Source organism: Massilia sp. Soil_C_3, assembly GCF_057657035.1.
The window spans coordinates 229317-245564 of record NZ_JBDGJG010000005.1 but is presented as its reverse complement, the minus strand read 5'-3'; the positions used below and the strand labels follow the sequence as shown (position 1 = coordinate 245564).

Annotated in this window: 14 protein-coding genes; 11 read left to right on the top strand and 3 right to left on the bottom strand. The window is 66.9% G+C overall.

The window, feature by feature from the left end:
* Position 1: 1 nt before the first annotated feature.
* From cyoB to AC3A6F_RS11700, 7 genes are all read left to right on the top strand, one after another.
* Positions 2 to 2011, top strand: coding sequence for a cytochrome o ubiquinol oxidase subunit I (gene cyoB / locus AC3A6F_RS11730; protein WP_487680849.1), 2010 nt, complete (start codon positions 2 to 4; stop codon positions 2009 to 2011).
* Complete coding sequence (gene cyoC / locus AC3A6F_RS11725) at positions 2004 to 2642, top strand: cytochrome o ubiquinol oxidase subunit III (protein ID WP_292029235.1); 639 nt, start codon at positions 2004 to 2006, stop codon at positions 2640 to 2642. Before cyoB ends, cyoC begins: the two co-directional genes overlap by 8 nt.
* A complete protein-coding gene (gene cyoD / locus AC3A6F_RS11720; protein ID WP_487680847.1) occupies positions 2639 to 3016 on the top strand; it encodes a cytochrome o ubiquinol oxidase subunit IV in 378 nt (125 codons plus the stop codon). The genes cyoC and cyoD overlap by 4 nt, the downstream gene beginning before the upstream one ends.
* Before the next feature lie 87 nt (positions 3017 to 3103).
* Positions 3104 to 3853 (top strand): SURF1 family protein, encoded by a 750-nt coding sequence (locus AC3A6F_RS11715; RefSeq protein ID WP_487680845.1) that lies wholly within the window; start codon positions 3104 to 3106, stop codon positions 3851 to 3853.
* 55 nt (positions 3854 to 3908) lie between these two features.
* Positions 3909 to 5264 (top strand): ATP-binding protein, encoded by a 1356-nt coding sequence (locus AC3A6F_RS11710; RefSeq protein ID WP_487680843.1) that lies wholly within the window; start codon positions 3909 to 3911, stop codon positions 5262 to 5264.
* Entirely contained in the window at positions 5251 to 5790 is a 540-nt protein-coding gene (locus AC3A6F_RS11705; protein ID WP_487680841.1) for a response regulator transcription factor, read from the top strand. Before AC3A6F_RS11710 ends, AC3A6F_RS11705 begins: the two co-directional genes overlap by 14 nt.
* Positions 5791 to 6225: a c-type cytochrome gene (locus tag AC3A6F_RS11700; protein ID WP_487680839.1), complete on the top strand. Its 435-nt coding sequence runs from the start codon at positions 5791 to 5793 to the stop codon at positions 6223 to 6225.
* Here the strand turns inward: AC3A6F_RS11700 and AC3A6F_RS11695 are convergent.
* Positions 6222 to 6980 (bottom strand): ZIP family metal transporter, encoded by a 759-nt coding sequence (locus AC3A6F_RS11695; protein WP_487680837.1) that lies wholly within the window; start codon positions 6978 to 6980, stop codon positions 6222 to 6224. The genes AC3A6F_RS11700 and AC3A6F_RS11695 overlap by 4 nt on opposite strands.
* Positions 6981 to 7371: 391 nt before the next feature.
* On the opposite strand from AC3A6F_RS11695, the gene AC3A6F_RS11690 reads away from it, so the two are divergent.
* Together AC3A6F_RS11690 and AC3A6F_RS11685 are read left to right on the top strand one after the other, a co-directional pair.
* Positions 7372 to 8601 carry a cation:proton antiporter gene (locus tag AC3A6F_RS11690; protein WP_487680836.1) on the top strand — a complete coding sequence of 410 codons (1230 nt, stop codon included), beginning with the start codon at positions 7372 to 7374 and terminating at the stop codon, positions 8599 to 8601.
* A complete protein-coding gene (locus tag AC3A6F_RS11685) occupies positions 8588 to 9709 on the top strand; it encodes a YbdK family carboxylate-amine ligase (RefSeq protein ID WP_487680834.1) in 1122 nt (373 codons plus the stop codon). Before AC3A6F_RS11690 ends, AC3A6F_RS11685 begins: the two co-directional genes overlap by 14 nt.
* A gap of 16 nt (positions 9710 to 9725) precedes the next feature.
* Here the strand turns inward: AC3A6F_RS11685 and AC3A6F_RS11680 are convergent, their stop codons facing one another.
* Positions 9726 to 10226 carry a MarR family winged helix-turn-helix transcriptional regulator gene (locus AC3A6F_RS11680; RefSeq protein ID WP_487680832.1) on the bottom strand — a complete coding sequence of 167 codons (501 nt, stop codon included), beginning with the start codon at positions 10224 to 10226 and terminating at the stop codon, positions 9726 to 9728.
* Between the two features lie 104 nt (positions 10227 to 10330).
* On the opposite strand from AC3A6F_RS11680, the gene AC3A6F_RS11675 reads away from it, so the two are divergent.
* A complete protein-coding gene (locus AC3A6F_RS11675; protein ID WP_487680830.1) occupies positions 10331 to 13144 on the top strand; it encodes a bifunctional diguanylate cyclase/phosphodiesterase in 2814 nt (937 codons plus the stop codon).
* 91 nt (positions 13145 to 13235) lie between these two features.
* On the top strand, positions 13236 to 15698 hold the full coding sequence (locus AC3A6F_RS11670) for a penicillin-binding protein 1A (RefSeq protein WP_487680828.1): 2463 nt from the start codon (positions 13236 to 13238) through the stop codon (positions 15696 to 15698).
* Here the strand turns inward: AC3A6F_RS11670 and AC3A6F_RS11665 are convergent.
* A complete protein-coding gene (locus tag AC3A6F_RS11665; RefSeq protein ID WP_487680826.1) occupies positions 15655 to 16248 on the bottom strand; it encodes a M23 family metallopeptidase in 594 nt (197 codons plus the stop codon). The genes AC3A6F_RS11670 and AC3A6F_RS11665 overlap by 44 nt on opposite strands.

Genomic DNA, 16248 nt, shown 5'->3' with positions numbered 1-16248 from the left:
CATGCAAGAATCATTCGACTTGACGAAGTTTATCTTCGGTCGGCTGGGCTGGGACGCGATCCCGCTCCATGAGCCGATTCTGCTCGCTACCTTCGCAGGCGTGATCGTCGGCGGCCTGGCCCTCGTGGCCATCCTGTCGTACTTCCGCCTGTGGGGCACCCTGTGGAAGGACTGGATCACCAGTATCGACCACAAGAAAATCGGGATCATGTACATGATCCTGGGCCTGATCATGCTGCTGCGCGGCTTTGCCGACGCCCTGATGATGCGCGCACAGCAGGCGATCGCCTTCGGCGACAACGCCGGCTTCCTGCCGCCGCACCACTACGACCAGATCTTCACCGCCCACGGCGTGATCATGATCTTCTTCGTGGCGATGCCGTTCGTGACGGGCCTGATGAACTACGTGGTGCCGCTGCAGATCGGCGCGCGCGACGTGGCCTTCCCGTTCCTGAACAACTTCTCGTTCTGGATGACCACCATGGGCGCCGTGCTGATCATGGCATCGCTGTTCGTGGGTGAGTTCGCGCGTACCGGCTGGCTGGCCTATCCGCCGCTGTCGGGCATCCTGGCAAGTCCGGGTGTCGGCGTCGACTACTACATCTGGGCGCTGCAGATCGCGGGTGTCGGTACGACCCTGTCGGGCGTCAACCTGATCGTCACCATCATCAAGATGCGTGCGCCGGGCATGGACCTGATGAAGATGCCTGTCTTCACCTGGACCTCGCTGTGCACCAACATCCTGATCGTGGTCACGTTCCCGATCCTGACCGCCGTGCTGGCCATGCTGGGCATGGACCGCCTGCTCGACACCGCGTTCTTCACGAGCGACCGTGGCGGCAACCCAATGATGTACGTCAACCTGATCTGGATCTGGGGCCACCCTGAGGTCTACATCCTGATCCTGCCGGCCTTCGGTATCTTCTCCGAAGTCGTCTCGACCTTCTGCGGCAAGCGCCTGTTCGGCTACACCTCGATGGTGTACGCGACCTGCGTCATCATGGTTCTCTCGTACCTGGTGTGGCTGCACCACTTCTTCACCATGGGCTCGGGCGCCAGCGTCAACGCGTTCTTCGGCATCACGACGATGATCATCTCGATCCCGACCGGCGCCAAGATCTTCAACTGGCTGTTCACCATGTACCGCGGCCGTATCCGCTTCGAACTGCCGATGATGTGGACGATCTCGTTCATGCTGACCTTCGTGATCGGCGGCATGACCGGCGTCATGCTGGCCATCCCGGCGGCTGACTTCGTGCTGCACAACTCGCTGTTCCTGATCGCTCACTTCCACAACGTCATCATCGGCGGTGTCGTGTTCGGTATCTTCGCCGGTATCAACTACTGGTTCCCGAAAGCCTTCGGCTACAAGCTGGACCGTTTCTGGGGCCTGGTCTCGTTCTGGCTGTGGTCGATCGGCTTCTGGGTCGCGTTCACCCCACCGTACATCCTGGGCTTCATGGGCTACACCCGTCGCGTGAGTCACTTCGACGATCCTTCGGTGCAGTGGCTGTTCCAGATCTCGTTCGTGGGCACCCTGATGATCGCCGGTGGTATCGGCGCGCTGCTGATGCAGGTCTATGTCAGCTTCCGTGACCGCAACACCGCTCGCCTGCGTGACTTCACCGGCGACCCTTGGGAAGGCCGTACCCTGGAGTGGGCGACCTCGTCGCCACCGCCAGACTACAACTTCGCCTTCACCCCGGTGGTGCATGACAACGACACCTTCGCCGACATGAAGAAAAACGGCTACCGTCGTCCGCTGAAGGACTTCGTGGCGATCCACATGCCGAAGAACACCGGCGCCGGTTTCGTGATCTCCGCGATCTCGTGCGTGGTCGGCTTCGGCATCATCTGGCACATGTGGGCGCTGACCGTGGCTTCCTTCGTCGTCATGATGGCCGCGATCATCATCCATACCTTCAACTACAAGCGCGACTACTACATTCCGGCCGAAGAAGTGGCCCGTACTGAAGCAGAGCGCACCCGTATGCTGGAAAGCCATGTCTGAACTTAAAGCAACTGTAACCGGCGGCAGCGTCGCCGACGACGTGAGCGGACGTTACTTCGTCCGCGAACACCACCCGGAGCAGGGCACGCTGCTGGGCTTCTGGCTCTACCTGATGAGCGACTGTCTCATCTTCGCGTCCCTGTTCGCGACCTACGCGGTCCAAGGCCGCTCGTACGCCGGCGGTCCGACCGGCGCCGAGCTGTTCGAGCTGCCGCTGATCGCGCTCAACACCGCGTTCCTGCTGGTGTCGTCGCTGACCTTCGGCTTCGCCATGATCGCCGCGCAAGCGAAGAACCTGGCCAAGACCCGCATGTGGCTGGTCGTGACCGGCATCCTGGGCCTGGCCTTCCTGTGCGTGGAAATCTATGAGTTCCAGCACCTGATCCACATGGGCGCGGGTCCGCAGCGTTCGGGCTTCCTGACCGCGTTCTTTGCGCTGGTCGGCACCCACGGCCTGCACGTGACGTTCGGCATCATCTGGCTGGTGACCCTGTTCTTCCAGCTGGGTAAACACGGCCTGACCCCGGAGAACTTCCGTCGCCTGTCGTGCCTGTCGCTGTTCTGGCACTTCCTGGACCTGATCTGGATCTTCGTCTTTACCTTTGTCTACCTGATGGGAGTCCTGCCATGAGCGACCACCACGACAACGGCCATCATGGCCACGACGCCTACGTGACGCACTACAGCCAGAAGGACTACCTGATCGGCTTCGCGCTGGCAGCGATCCTGACGATCATCCCGTTCTGGCTGGTGATGGGCAACGTGCTGGCGCCGGAGACCACCAAATGGGTCGTCCTGCTGTTCGCCGGCGTGCAGCTGATCGTGCAGATGGTGTACTTCCTGCACCTTAACTCGAAGTCGGAAGGCGGCTGGAACATGATGGCTGCCATCCTGACCATCGTCATCCTGGTCATCGTGCTGGCCGGTTCGATCTGGGTCATGCATCATATGAACACCAATATGATGCCGGGCATGGGTCCGAACAGCACCCACGACATGACCTAAATGGTAGTAGTGCACGAACAGCCGGCAGGGCCGGAAGCAATCTCCAGGTCGCCTCAGCGCTCCGCCTTCGTGCGGCGCGCCCTGGCAGTGGCGGCCCTGCTGCTGTTCGTGCTGTTTGCCGGTCTGGGAACCTGGCAGGTGTTTCGCCTGCAATGGAAACTGGACCTGATCGAACGCGTCGACGCACGCGTTCATGCGGATCCCGTTGCGCCGCCCCCGGCGACGCAATGGCCGCAGATTTCAAAAGAGTCCGACGAATACCGGCGCGTGCGCCTGTCGGGCCACTATCTCTACGAATTGACTACACCGGTGCAAGCGCTGTCCGATCTCGGCGCCGGTTTCTGGCTGCTCACGCCGTTATGCCTTGACGAGGGCCACATCATCCTCGTCAACCGCGGTTTCATCCCGTCGAGCGGAAATATCGCGCAGCAGTACCCGGCCAACAAGGCCGCCGGCGACCCGTGCGCAGCCGCTCCTGGCGCGCCGGTCGCGCCCACCGGCCTGCTGCGCATCGCCGAACCGAAAAGCGGTTTCCTGCGCGATAACGATCCCGTCCACAACCGCTGGTACGCGCGCGAAGTGGGCGCCATCGCCGCCGCGCGCGGCCTCGATCCTGCAAAAGTCGCACCATTCTTCGTCGACGCCGGCAAGGGCCAGGATCCGAAGGACGCGCCGGAAACGGCGGTCGGCGGGCTGACCGTCATCTCTTTCCCGAATAATCACCTCGTCTACGCGCTCACTTGGTATGCTCTGGCCCTCATGGTGGCCGCCGCCACGTGGTGGATCGTGCGCTACGAGGCCAGGCGCAGCAGCAACAGCGGCGCCGCCGACGATTAAGAAGACGCCTGGCGCGCCTCGCGCGCGGGCCGCAGGACAGACAACACGGATTCCGATGCAATCTCCGCTGGATTTCTTTGCCAGGGCGGCGCGCTCGTCGCCGTCGGCCGCCGCCGCCAACGTCGAGTTCGCGGCCGGCCACAAGAATATGCTGCAGCTGATCGAGCTGCGCTGGATCGCCGTGATCGGCCAGATCACCACCATCGCCTCGGCCATCATGATCTTCCGGATCGAGCTGCCGCTGGTGCACATGCTGCAGGTGCTGGCCTGCCTGATCGCCTTCAACGTCGCCAGCCACCTGCGCTGGCACGAACGGCGCCCGGTCTCCAATGGCGAGATGTTCCTGGCGATCCTGGTCGACGTCTCCAGCCTCACCGTGCTGCTCTACCTGTCGGGCGGCACCACCAATCCCTTCGCCTTCCTCTACCTGCTGCAGGTGATCGTCTCGGCGGTGCTGCTCGACGTGCTGTGGACCTGGAGCATCGTGCTGGTCACGATCGCCTGCATGGCAGGCCTGGCCATCTACGCCCAGCCGCTCGCGCTGCCGTTCGACCATGCGCGCGGCATCGGCAGCCTGTACGTGCAGGGCCTGCTGGTCTGCTTCGCGCTCAATGCGGCGCTGCTGGTGATGTTCATCTCGCGCATCTCGGACAACGTGCGCGACAAGGCGACCCAGCTGGCCGCGCTGCGCCAGCGCGCGGCCGAAGAAGAGCACATCGTGCGCATGGGCCTGCTCGCCAGCGGCGCTGCCCACGAGCTGGGCACGCCGCTGTCGACGGTCTCGGTGATCCTGGGCGACTGGAAGCGCATGCCCGAGTTTCGCAACAATCCCGAGATGCTGGGCGAACTGACCGAGATGCAGACCCAGCTCAAGCGCTGCAAGGCCATCGTCAGCGGCATCCTGCTGTCGGCCGGCGAGGCGCGCGGCGAGTCGGCCGAGCGCACCACGATCAGCCGCTTCCTGAACGAGCTCGCCGAAGGCTGGGAGGCCAGCCGTCCGGTGCGCACCTTCATCTACAATAACCGGATCGCCGACGACCTGCCGGTGGCGAGCGATTCGGCGCTGCGCCAGACGATCGACAACCTGCTCGACAATGCGCTGGAAGCGTCGCCCGACTGGGTCTATATGGACGCCCACATCGACGAGCGCACCCTGGTGCTGACGGTCTTCGATCGCGGCCCCGGCTTCGCGCCCAGCATGCTGGCCCATTTCGGCAAGCCGTATCACTCGACCAAGGGCAAGCCCGGCGGCGGGCTGGGGCTGTTCCTGGCGGTGAACGTCGTGCGCAAGCTCGGCGGCACCGTCACCGCGCGCAACCGGCGCCAGGACGAGGACGGCGGGGCCGAGGTGTCCGTGCGCCTGCCGCTGGCGGCCATCGAACTAGAGGAAATAGACGATGCAGAATCCTGAGCCGCTGCTGCTCATTATCGAAGACGACGAAGCCTTCGCCCGCACGCTCTCCCGCTCGTTCGAGCGGCGCGGCTACCGCGTGCTTAGTGCCACCGGCCATGACGAGGCCTCAGGGCTGCTGGCCCAGCACAATCCCGGCTACGCCGTGGTCGACCTGAAACTCAAGGGCAATACCTCGGGCCTGGCCTGCGTGCAACTGCTGCACGAGCACGACCCGGACATGTTGATCGTGGTGCTGACGGGCTTTGCCAGCATCGCCACCGCGGTCGAGGCGATCAAGCTGGGCGCCGTGCAATACCTGGCCAAGCCTTCGGACGCTGACGACATCGAGGCCGCCTTCGGTCACATCGCCGGCAGCGCCGACGTCGAGGTCACCAACCGCTCGACCTCGATCAAGACCCTGGAGTGGGAGCGCATCCACGCCGTGCTGGCCGAGACCGATTTCAATATTTCGGAAGCGGCGCGGCGGCTTGGCATGCACCGGCGCACCCTGGCGCGCAAGCTCGAAAAGCAGCGGGTCAAGTAGATGCGCGCGCCCACGGTGTTGCCAGGCTTGCTGTTGGGCCTGGTGCTGGCCCTGGCCGGCTGCAGCCGCAGCGATACCGCCCCCACGGCAAGCGTCGCGGGCGCCGACGGGGCGCCGTCGCCGGCCCGAATCGAGGCCGGGCGGAAGCTGTTCGCGCGCTGCGCCGGTTGCCACCAGGTGGGTCCCAACGCGGTCAACATCTTCGGTCCGCAACTCAATGGCGTGCTCGGCCGCAAGGCGGGCGGCGTGGCCGGCTACGCCTATTCGCCGGCGATGAAGGCGTCACAGCTGGCATGGGACGAACGCAACCTGGCCGCCTTCATTCGCGATGCGGACGCGGTCATCCCCGGCAACAGGATGCGCTTCATGAATTTCATGAGCGAACAGCAGGCGCGCGACATCGTCGCCTATCTGGCCACCCAGGACGGCCGTTAGCCCAGCTTGCTGAGCGCAAAGGCGGCCAGGAAGCCGGCGGCCACGATCAGTCCCGCGAAGTCGTGGGTTTCGTCGAACGCCTCCGGAATCATGGTGTCGACCACCATCGCCAGCACGCCGCCCGCGGCCACCGCCGTGGTCGCCGCCAGCATCTCGGGAGGAAAGCGGTGGAATACCGTATAGCCGAGCAGGGCAGCGAGCCCGGAGGCCACGGCGATGCCGCTCCAGACACCGTAGATGTGGGCCGGCGTGCGGCCGGCATGCCGCATGCCGGCCGCACTGGACAGGCCCTCGGGCAGGTTGGACAGGAATACCGCCGCCACCACCGCCACACTGACGCCTTCGCCTTTCAATAGCGACAGGCCGATCACGATCGATTCCGGGATGCCGTCGAGCAGGGCGCCGACCGCCAGCGCCGCGCCGCTGGCGTCGTGGTCCGCTGCCGCCGGGCGTGGCCCGGCACGCTTGCGGTGGCGCGCTCCCTTGCGCCCCAGCCACCAGTTGGCGCCCGTGTAGACCAGGGCGCCGAGCAGGAAGCCGGTCGCGGTGGAGGCGAAACCGCCGGTGTCGATCGCCTCGTCCATCAGTTCGAACGACAGCGCCGAGATCAGTACGCCGCTGCCGAAGGCCATGATGGCCGCCACCAGCCGCTGCGGAACCTTGAAACGCACGCCGATGAAGGCGCCTAGCAGCAAGGCGGCGCCCGCCAGCAATCCCCAGCCACCTGCCTGCAGCCATCCCGGTATCGAGTCCAATGCGCCTCCACGTGTTTCATCCATGCTAATATTTTCAGGCAAATATGGCGCGCACCGCTGGCCAACAGATGGTCGGCGACACGGATTCCCATCCTGACCGACGGGAGGGGCCGCCTATTGCCTGTCTGTACATTCGCACAAATAGGGTTGCCACGATTATATTTTTCGTGCAGTATAGCTGGGTGGCAACCGGCAGCGTCCGGTTGCCCCGATCAGCGATGAGGCGGCTCACCCCGTTTCTTTTCGCCCCCCGCATCCGTCGGGGGGCATTTTTCGACACGCGGCGTAGCGTTTCCCACATCTGCCGCGTCTGGCGCTCCCCGCGCCGAATCGGACCACTGTGCCTGCGCGGCTCCCTGCCGCCGATCGGCGCGTCCCACCGGAGAATTGGATGAGCGAGCTGCTTTCACTCACGCATGCGCTGGCCTGGCCGCTGGCGCTGACACTGGCCTGGATGACCGGCGAACTGCTGTACCGCTGGGCGAACGTGCCGCGCATCTCCATCTATGGCTTGTGCGGCTTCGTGTTCGGCAACCTGTCGAGCGGCTATCTGCCGCCAGCCCAGGCCGACAACTTCATGATGCTGGCCAACCTCGGATTCGGCCTGATGCTGTTCGAGCTCGGCTACCGCATCAATCTGCGCTGGCTGCGCACCAATCCCTGGCTGCTGATCACCTCGGTGCTGGAAGCCGGCCTGACGTGGGCTGCGGTGTATTACGTCTCGCGCATCTGCGGCCTCGCCGTCCTGCCGGCCTGCCTGCTGGCGGCCCTCGCCATGGCCAGCTCGCCGGCCGGCCTGCTGCGCATCGTCAACGAGCAGGGCGGCGGCGGCCAGGTGACCGAACGCGCCATGCACCTGACGGCGCTGAACTGCGTGCTGGCCGTGTTCGTGTTCAACGTGACGGTGGGATTTGGCGTGTTCCAGACCTCGGGCGACGTGGTCCACTCCAGCTGGACCGGCCTGGTAGTGCTGGCCGCGTCCAGCGGCCTGGGCGCGGCGCTGGGCTGGCTGCTGCCGCTGTGGCAGCGCGTGGCCGGCCACGTCCGCTCCAATTCCACGCTGACGTTCGCGGTGTTCGTGTTCCTGCTGGTGGCGATCACCCATGTCCTGAAACTGTCGCCGGTGCTGGCGGCGCTGACCTTCGGCCTGGTGGCGCGCCACCGCCGCGTCACCCTGAGCCCGGCCCAGCGCAACTTCGGCGCCCTGGGCGACCTGCTCACGGTGCTGCTGTTCTTCTTCGTGGCCACCACCATCGCCTGGCAGCCGACCGCCGAAGGCCTGATGCTGGGCCTGTTGCTGCTGCTGGTGCGCGCCCTGGTCAAGGTGGCGGTGTGCACCGCCACTGCCCGCGTGTCGGGCATCTCGGCGCGCAAGGGCGCCCTGACTGGCGTCGCGATCATGCCGCTGACGGTGTTCGCCATCATCCTGATCGAGCAGACCCGGCGCTCGGGCGTCGACCTGTTCGACACCCTCGCGCCATTGGCGCCATTGGCCGCGATGGCCATGATCCTGGAAGTGCTGGCGCCGATCCTGACCCAGATCGCGCTGACGGGCGCGCGCGAGTCGGGTTTTGCCAACTACAAGCGAATCAAAGAGGAGGACAAGGATGCCGCTGCCTGAATTTGCGCGCTCGGAACCGCTGACCATGGGCGTCGAGCTGGAGTTGCAGCTCGTCGGCCTGTCGGATTTCGACCTGGCCCCGGCCTCGCCGGACATGCTCGACCTGCTGGCGCGGGCACCATTCCCCGGCGCCGTCACGCCCGAGATCACGGAGAGCATGATCGAGATTAACAGCAGCATCCATACCGGCTACGCGCCGCTGGTGGACGAGCTGCGCCTGATCCGCGACACCCTGCTGCGCGCGGGCGACCGCCTGAACGTGGGCGTGTGCGGCGGCGGCACCCATCCGTTCCAGCAGTGGACCGAGCGCCGCATCTATGAAAAGCCGCGTTTTCGCGAAGTGTCGGCGCTGTACGGCTACCTGGCCAAGCAGTTCACCGTGTTCGGCCAGCACGTGCACATCGGCTGCGGCAGCGGCGACAATGCCCTGTTCCTGCTGCACGCACTGAACCGCTACATCCCGCACTTCATCGCGCTGTCGGCCTCGTCGCCCTTCCTGCAGGGCAGCGACACCCAGTTCCATTCCTCGCGCCTGAATTCGGTGTTCGCCTTCCCGCTGTCGGGGAGGGCGCCGTTCCTGCTGAAATGGGAAGATTTCGAGCGCGATTACTTCAAGCGCATGGAAGACACCGGCATCGTGCGCAGCATGAAGGACTTTTACTGGGACCTGAGGCCGAAGCCTGAATACGGCACCATCGAGCTGCGCGTCTGCGACACCCCGCTCACGGTCGAGCACGCCGCAGCGCTGGCGGCCTACCTGCAAGCCCTGTGCAGCTACCTGCTGGCCGGCAACGAGGCGCCGCCGCGCGAAGACGACTACCTGGTCTACAACTACAACCGCTTCCAGGCCTGCCGCTTCGGCCTCGACGGCAATATCGTGCTGCCGCAGGAACACCAGCAGGTGTCCCTGCGCGACGATATCCTGGCCACCCTGGCGCGCATCGCGCCGCATGCCGAGCAGCTCGGCTCGGGCGCCGCGCTGACCCACCTGTCCCATGTGACGAAGGCGGTCGGCGATGCCGAACAGCTGCGCATCGTGCACGAGTACGAGGGCAGCGTGGAGGCGATGGTCAATCTCGCTCTGGGGAAATTCCGCGGCGAGGTGTAAGCGCCATGACCGCGCGTCAGGAGTGGCTCAGGGGGATCTTGCCCGCGGCCTCGTCCGCATCGAGGCGGGCGATCAGCATCGCCAGGTCCTGCTCCAGGCGCAACAGGGTCGCTTCGTCCAGCGTTCCCAACGCACTGGGCAATACGCCGGCAGCCGGACCGGGAACACGGCGCAGCACTTCCTGTCCCGCCGGCAAGATGCGCAGCGCGACGTTGCGCCGGTCGGCTCCTTCCCGCGCCGCCGCCACGTAGCCGCGCTCGACCAGGCCGCGCACCAGGTTGCTGGCGGTCGACTGGTGGATGTCCATGGCGCGCCCCAGGCTGGTGGCGCCGATGCCGGGCTGGCTCTCGATTACCGATAGCGCCCAGACCTGGGCGCCACCCAGGCCCGAGTCGCGCTCGAGCTGGCGGAAATGCGTCTTGACGGCATTGAAGACGATACGAAACTGGCGCAGCACGCGCTGGGGAGGGGCGTCTGCGGGCAGGATCAGCGGTGCGGGTGGGGCTTCGGAGGGCATGGGCGAGATGATAATGCAACAGCCCGCAAAACGGGGCCGGGCGACGCGCTTTTTCTTGGCATGCACAGTCCCCCGAACGCCCCGTTCTGCGCTAGCATCGATTCATGCGCAACGCGTCCGCCAGCCCTGGTGTCCCGGAGCGCGGCCTGTCCAGGGCCGCGATGGGCACCTGTCTGCTCGGCCTGGTGCTCACCTCGCTGCTGTGCGGCGCGGTGCGCAAGATGGAATACGACCGCACCCAGGCCGAGTTCGACCAGCGCGCCGTGGTGCGGGTCGCGGCCGTCACCCGCGCCTTCGCCGAGGCCACCGACGCCGCGCGCGCCGTCAACCTGTTTTTCCGTGCCTCGAGCGACATCACGCGCGCAGAGTTCGACGCCTTCGCTCAGCCGCTGGTGGCGCGCCACGGCTATCTGCAGGCGCTGGTGTTCCAGCGCTTCGTGGGCGGCGCCGAGCGCGCCGCCTTCGAGGCCCAGCGGCGCGCATTCTGGCCGGGCTTCGAGATCCGCGAGCGGGTCAAGACCGGCGCGCCGGCCCTGGTCCGGGCCGGCGTACGCTGGCGCTACCTGGTCAACGACTACGTGGCGCCGATCGTCGGCAACGAGGTCACCTTCGGCTACGATGCCTGGTCGTACGCGCCGCAGCGGGTGTACACCCAGCGCGCGATCGACACCGGCGAGCCGGCCGCCAGCCCCGTCATCGACCTGCTGCAGGGTGGCGGCGCCCGTCATGGCGTCCTGATCACGCTGCCGGTCTACCGGCCCGGCACCCGGCCTTTTGCCACGCCCGCGCGGCGCGCGGCCGTGGTGGGCGCCACCGAGGTGGTGATCGACGTCGCCCTGCTGGTGGGAGGCACCCTCGAGGCCGTGCGCCTGCTCGACGACGACAACTTCGCACTGTCGCTGCGCGGCCCCAATGCCTTGGGCAACCTGGTCACTGCCTACCAGCACGGCAGTCCGGCTGCGCCCGACGGCTGGTGGGAAGGCTTGCTGGACGGCATGGCCCTGCGCCACGTGGAAAAATTCGAGATCGCCGGAAGCCCCTGGCAGGTGGTGGTCGAGGAGCAGCCGCCGGCCCTGGGCGCCCACATGGCCGAGCTGGTGGCGATGGTGCTGGGGCTGATCCTGAGTTTCGCCGCCGCCGGCCTGGTGCAGCAGCGGGTGGCGCGCACGCGCCGCATCGAGGCCCTGGTCGAGCAGCGCACCGCGGCGCTCGAGCGCGCCACCGGCTCGTTGCGGCTGTACGAACGGGCGATGGAGGCCAGCGCCAATCCGATCCTGCTGGTCGACGCAGAGCAGCCGGGCTACCCGATCGAATACGCCAACCCGGCCTGCGAGCGCACCTTCGGCTATGCGGCGCGCGAACTGGCCGGCCAGCCGCTGAAGCTCCTCGCCGGCCTGGATGCCGACCAGCCGGCGGTGGAAGAGCTGCGCCGCGCCCTGGACGGGCAGCGCGAGGAGCACGCCCTGCTCACTGTCCACACCCGCGACGGGGTGGAACTGATCAGCGACGTCTACGTGGCGCCGGTGCGCCGCGCCGATGGCCAGGCCGGGCATTTCGTCGTCACCGTCTACGATGTCACCACCGCCAAGCGCTACGAGGCAGAGCTCGAACGCCATGCCCACTACGACACGCTCACCGGGCTGGCCAACCGTTCCTTGCTGTCCGACCGCATCGAGCGCGCCACCGCCCATGCCGGCGGCATGCCGGTGTGGACCGTGCTGCTCGACTTCGACCACTTCAAGCTGATCAACGACACCCTCGGCCGCCGTGCCGGCGACGAGGCGCTGCGCATGCTCGCCGCCCGCATCAAGGGCGCGCTGCGGCCGGTGGACACCGCGGCCCGGGTCGGCGGCGACGACTTCGTGCTGGTGCTGGTCGGCGTGGCCGACGAACGCCAGGCCGCGGCCCGCATCCAGCAGGTGCGCGAGGCGGTGGCCGAACCGATCCACCTGGCCGGCCAGCGCCTGGTGCTCAGCTGCAGCGCCGGCGTGGCCGCGTTCCCGGTCGACGGGCTGGATGCCGACACCCTGGTCAAGCACGCCGAGATCGCGATGTACCGGGCCAAGGCCATCGGCCGCAACGGCGTGCAGTTCTACGCCCCGCACATGAATGCCCAGGCCTTCGACCGCCTGGCCCTGGAAAGCGCGCTGCGCCATGCGCTGCAGGACGACCAGTTCGAGCTGCATTTCCAGCCCCAGGTCGACCTGGCCACCGGCTGCGTGGTCGGCAACGAGGCGCTGATCCGCTGGCGCCATCCGCTGCTGGGCACGGTGCGGCCCGACCGCTTCATTGCCCTGGCCGAAGAGACCGGCCTGATCGTGCCGATCGGCGCCTGGGTGCTGCGCACCGCCTGCCGCCAGAACCGGCGCTGGCAGCGCGCCGGGCTGGGACCGCTGCGCATCGCGGTCAACCTGTCGGCGCGCCAGTTCGCCGAGCCCGACCTGGTCGACACCGTGGCCCAGGTGCTGGTCGAGACCGGCCTGCCGCCTTCCTCGCTCGAGATCGAGCTGACCGAGAGCATGATGATGGCCGACGCCGACGCCGCCATCCGCACCATGGAATGCCTCAAGCGCATGGGCGTCAAGCTGTCCATCGACGACTTCGGCACCGGCTATTCGAGCCTGCAATACCTCAAGCGCCTGCCGGTCGACGTGCTCAAGATCGACCGCTCCTTCGTGCAAGATATCGTGGGCAACCCGGACGGCGCCGCCCTGGTCGACGCCATCATCTCGCTGGCCCACGGCCTGCGCATGCAGGTGATCGCCGAAGGGGTCGAGACGATCGAACAGCTCGACTACCTGCGCGGCTGCGGCTGCGACGAGGTGCAAGGCCACGTCTACAGCCGGCCGCAGACGGCCACGCGGGTCGAGGCGCTGCTGCGCGCCGGGCGGGTGGAGCCGGCGGCCAGTACCGCCTGAGTTGCAGCTCATTCCATCCCGTACCGTGGCGGCGGTCGCGGTCGGCTATACTTGCGCCACATTGTTACTTTGATCAGGGCAGGTAGAGCGAGTGGACCAACAACAGGACAACGAGAACACGGACACCGCAGACACCGCGCCAACCGTGCAGCAACGCATCAAGCAGATCTCCCGGCGCCTGCTCGTCGGCGCCTCGATCCGGGCTGGCGCGCTCAAATCCGGCGCTCAGTCGCGCTTGCACGGCCGGCCGCTGCCGGTCAAGCTGGCCCTGATCGCGCTGTGGAGCATGGCGGCTGGCCTGATGGCGATCCTGGCCTGGCTCCTGATCCTGATCCCGTTCACCCCCGGCATCGACGACCTGGAGCAGGTCAGCCGCTCGCGGCCGACCGTGATCCTGGACGCCGGGGGCCGCCCGCTCGGCACCTTCGAAAAGGGCCTGCAGGAACGCGTCAAGCTGTCGCAGGTGTCGCCGCACGTGGTCGAGGCGCTGATTTCGACCGAGGATCACCGTTTCTACCAGCACCATGGCGTCGACTTCAAGCGCGTGGCCGGCGCCTTCTGGGCCAACGTCAAGGGCGACCCGCAGGGCGGCTCGACCATCACCCAGCAGCTGGCGCGCAATATGTTCCCGCAAGAGATCGGCCGCGCGCGCAGCGTGAGCCGCAAGATGAAGGAACTGATCACCGCGATCAAGATCGAAAACACCTACAGCAAGACGCAGATCCTGGAAGCCTACCTGAACACGGTGCCTTTCCTGTACAACGCCTACGGAATCGAGATGGCGGCGCGCACCTACTTCGGCAAGCCGGCGCAGAGGCTCGACGTGCTGGAATCGGCGACCCTGGTCGGCATGCTCAAGGGCACCCACTATTACAACCCGGTCGCCAATCCCGAGCGCTCGCTGGCGCGCCGCAACGTGGTGCTGGGCCAGATGCGCAAGCATGGCGCCTTCGACGACAAGCGGTATGCGCAACTGGTCAAGCGACCGCTGCGCCTGCGCTTCGCGCGCCTGCCCGACCGCAGCGGCAAGGACGACCATTTCACCCACCACGTGCGCAAGTGGCTGCTCGACTGGGCCGACGAGAACGACTACAACCTGCAGCTCGACGGCCTGGTGGTGCGCACCACCCTCGACCCGGAACTGCAGGCGGCGGCCGAGCGCGCGGTGCGGCGCCAGGCCGACATCCTCCAGGCGATCGCCGACGTCGAATGGTCCAACCCCAACGTGCCACGTTCGACCGCGACCGCCACCTACACGTCGATACGCCCGAACATCGATCCTTTCTCTTATTACTGGATCACCAATGCGCGCGCGCTGGACGCCTTCGTGCGCGAGAGCGGCGCCTACCGCAACGCGGTCGAGGAAGGCGAAGAGCCGGCGGCCGCGCTCAAGCGCCTGAAGGCCGACCGCGGCTTCATGAATGAACTGAAAAGCGCCAAGTCGCGCCTGGAGGCAGGCTTCGTGGCAGTGGACCCGGCCAGCGGCGCCGTCAAGGCCTGGGTCGGCAGCCGCGACTTCGAGCGCGACCAGTACGACCACGTGGCCCAGGCCGCGCGCCAGCCAGGATCGACCTTCAAGCCCTTCGTCTACGGCGCGGCGCTCGAGCGCGGCATTCCGCCCGACCAGGCCTACCGCGACGTGGTGCTGGAATTCAAGGGCGACCACGGCGAGGTGTGGAAGCCCACCGACATGGACGGCAATAGCGGCCGCTCGATGCCGATGCGCGACGGCCTGGTGTTCTCCAAGAACACGATCACTGCCCAGGTGAGCCAGGAAGTCGGCATCGAGCCCATCGTGCGCCTGGCCCAGGCCCTGGGCATCCGCCAGAGCCGTCTCGAAGCCGTGCCCTCGCTGGCCCTGGGCACCAGCCCGGTCACCCTGCTCGAGATGGTGAGCAGCTATGCCACCATCGCAGCCCTGGGCGAATACCACAAGCCGATTTTCGTGCGCAGCATCGAAGACCGCGAGGGCAATGTAATCGCCGATTTCGGCGTCGGCCAACCCGAGCGCGCGATGTCGCGCGAATCGGCCGAAGCGCTGATCGACATGCTGCGCGGCGTCGTCACCCGCGGCACCGGCAATGGCGTGCGCAGCCGTTTCGGGATCCGCGGCGACCTGGCGGCCAAGACCGGCACCAGCCAGAACAACCAGGACGGCTGGTTCATCATGATGCACCCGAACCTGGTGGCCGGGGCCTGGGTCGGCTTCAACGACAACCGGGTGACCATCCGCAGCAGCTACTGGGGGCAGGGCGGGCACAACGCGGCGCTGGTGGTGGGCGACTTCTTCCGCGGCGCCTTCGACGGCGGCAGCCTGGACGCCAAGGCCACCTTGCCCGGCTGGCGCGCGCCGGAGCCGCGCCGCTACGTGGTGGAAGAAGAGCCGGAAGAGATTTTCATGGACGAGGCGCAGGAAATCGTGCCGGATGGCGGCCCCGAGGAGATGCCGGTGGCGCCGGAGCCCGAACCGGTCGAACCGGTGATCGAACCGCCGGAGGCAGCGCCTGCCCCTAGCGCGCCGCCGACTGGCTTTCCGACGCCGTCGGAGTTGTAGCCGAGGCCGTTGCCGGCGCCGCGATCAGGGCCGGATCGGCCTTGAGCAGCGGATAGGGATTAATGGCGCCGCCGGTGTCGTAGATCCCGTAGTGCAGGTGCGGCGGCGTGCCCTTGGCATTGCCCGTGTCGCCCACATAGCCCAGCACCCGGCCGGCCTCGATGCGCATGCCGGGTTCGACGTCCGAATAGCCGTCCAGGTGGGCGTAGTAGTGACGCTGCCCGCCGGGTCCCAGCACCCAGACCACCAGGCCGCCGAGGCGGTTGGTGCCCACCTGGCTCACGATGCCCTCGGTGCTGGACACTACCGGCGTGCCGCGTTTGGCGAAGATGTCGATCCCCTCGTGCTTGCGGCCTTCGCTGCGCGCGCCGCCCCAGGTGTCGCGCAGCGCGCGCTGGCGCACGCCCTCGACCGGCACCGGCAGCGCCTGGGGCTTGGGCATGGCGGCCAGGCGCATGGTGTAGAGGGCCCGCTCGATATAGGGTTCGAGCAGGCCATACGCCAGCACCAGGAAGATGGCGACAACAAGGGTGCGCAGGAGAGCGGCCAT

What these genes read in the sequence shown, in the direction of transcription:
- cyoB (WP_487680849.1), top strand. Translation starts at nt 2, where the DNA reads ATGCAAGAATCATTCGACTTGACGAAGTTTATCTTCGGTCGGCTGGGC.
- AC3A6F_RS11675 (WP_487680830.1), top strand. Translation starts at nt 10,331, where the DNA reads ATGCGCAACGCGTCCGCCAGCCCTGGTGTCCCGGAGCGCGGCCTGTCC.
- AC3A6F_RS11710 (WP_487680843.1), top strand. Translation starts at nt 3,909, where the DNA reads ATGCAATCTCCGCTGGATTTCTTTGCCAGGGCGGCGCGCTCGTCGCCG.
- cyoD (WP_487680847.1), top strand. Translation starts at nt 2,639, where the DNA reads ATGAGCGACCACCACGACAACGGCCATCATGGCCACGACGCCTACGTG.
- AC3A6F_RS11705 (WP_487680841.1), top strand. Translation starts at nt 5,251, where the DNA reads ATGCAGAATCCTGAGCCGCTGCTGCTCATTATCGAAGACGACGAAGCC.
- AC3A6F_RS11700 (WP_487680839.1), top strand. Translation starts at nt 5,791, where the DNA reads ATGCGCGCGCCCACGGTGTTGCCAGGCTTGCTGTTGGGCCTGGTGCTG.
- AC3A6F_RS11690 (WP_487680836.1), top strand. Translation starts at nt 7,372, where the DNA reads ATGAGCGAGCTGCTTTCACTCACGCATGCGCTGGCCTGGCCGCTGGCG.
- AC3A6F_RS11680 (WP_487680832.1), bottom strand. Translation starts at nt 10,226, where the DNA reads ATGCCCTCCGAAGCCCCACCCGCACCGCTGATCCTGCCCGCAGACGCC.
- cyoC (WP_292029235.1), top strand. Translation starts at nt 2,004, where the DNA reads ATGTCTGAACTTAAAGCAACTGTAACCGGCGGCAGCGTCGCCGACGAC.
- AC3A6F_RS11685 (WP_487680834.1), top strand. Translation starts at nt 8,588, where the DNA reads ATGCCGCTGCCTGAATTTGCGCGCTCGGAACCGCTGACCATGGGCGTC.
- AC3A6F_RS11665 (WP_487680826.1), bottom strand. Translation starts at nt 16,248, where the DNA reads ATGGCCGCTCTCCTGCGCACCCTTGTTGTCGCCATCTTCCTGGTGCTG.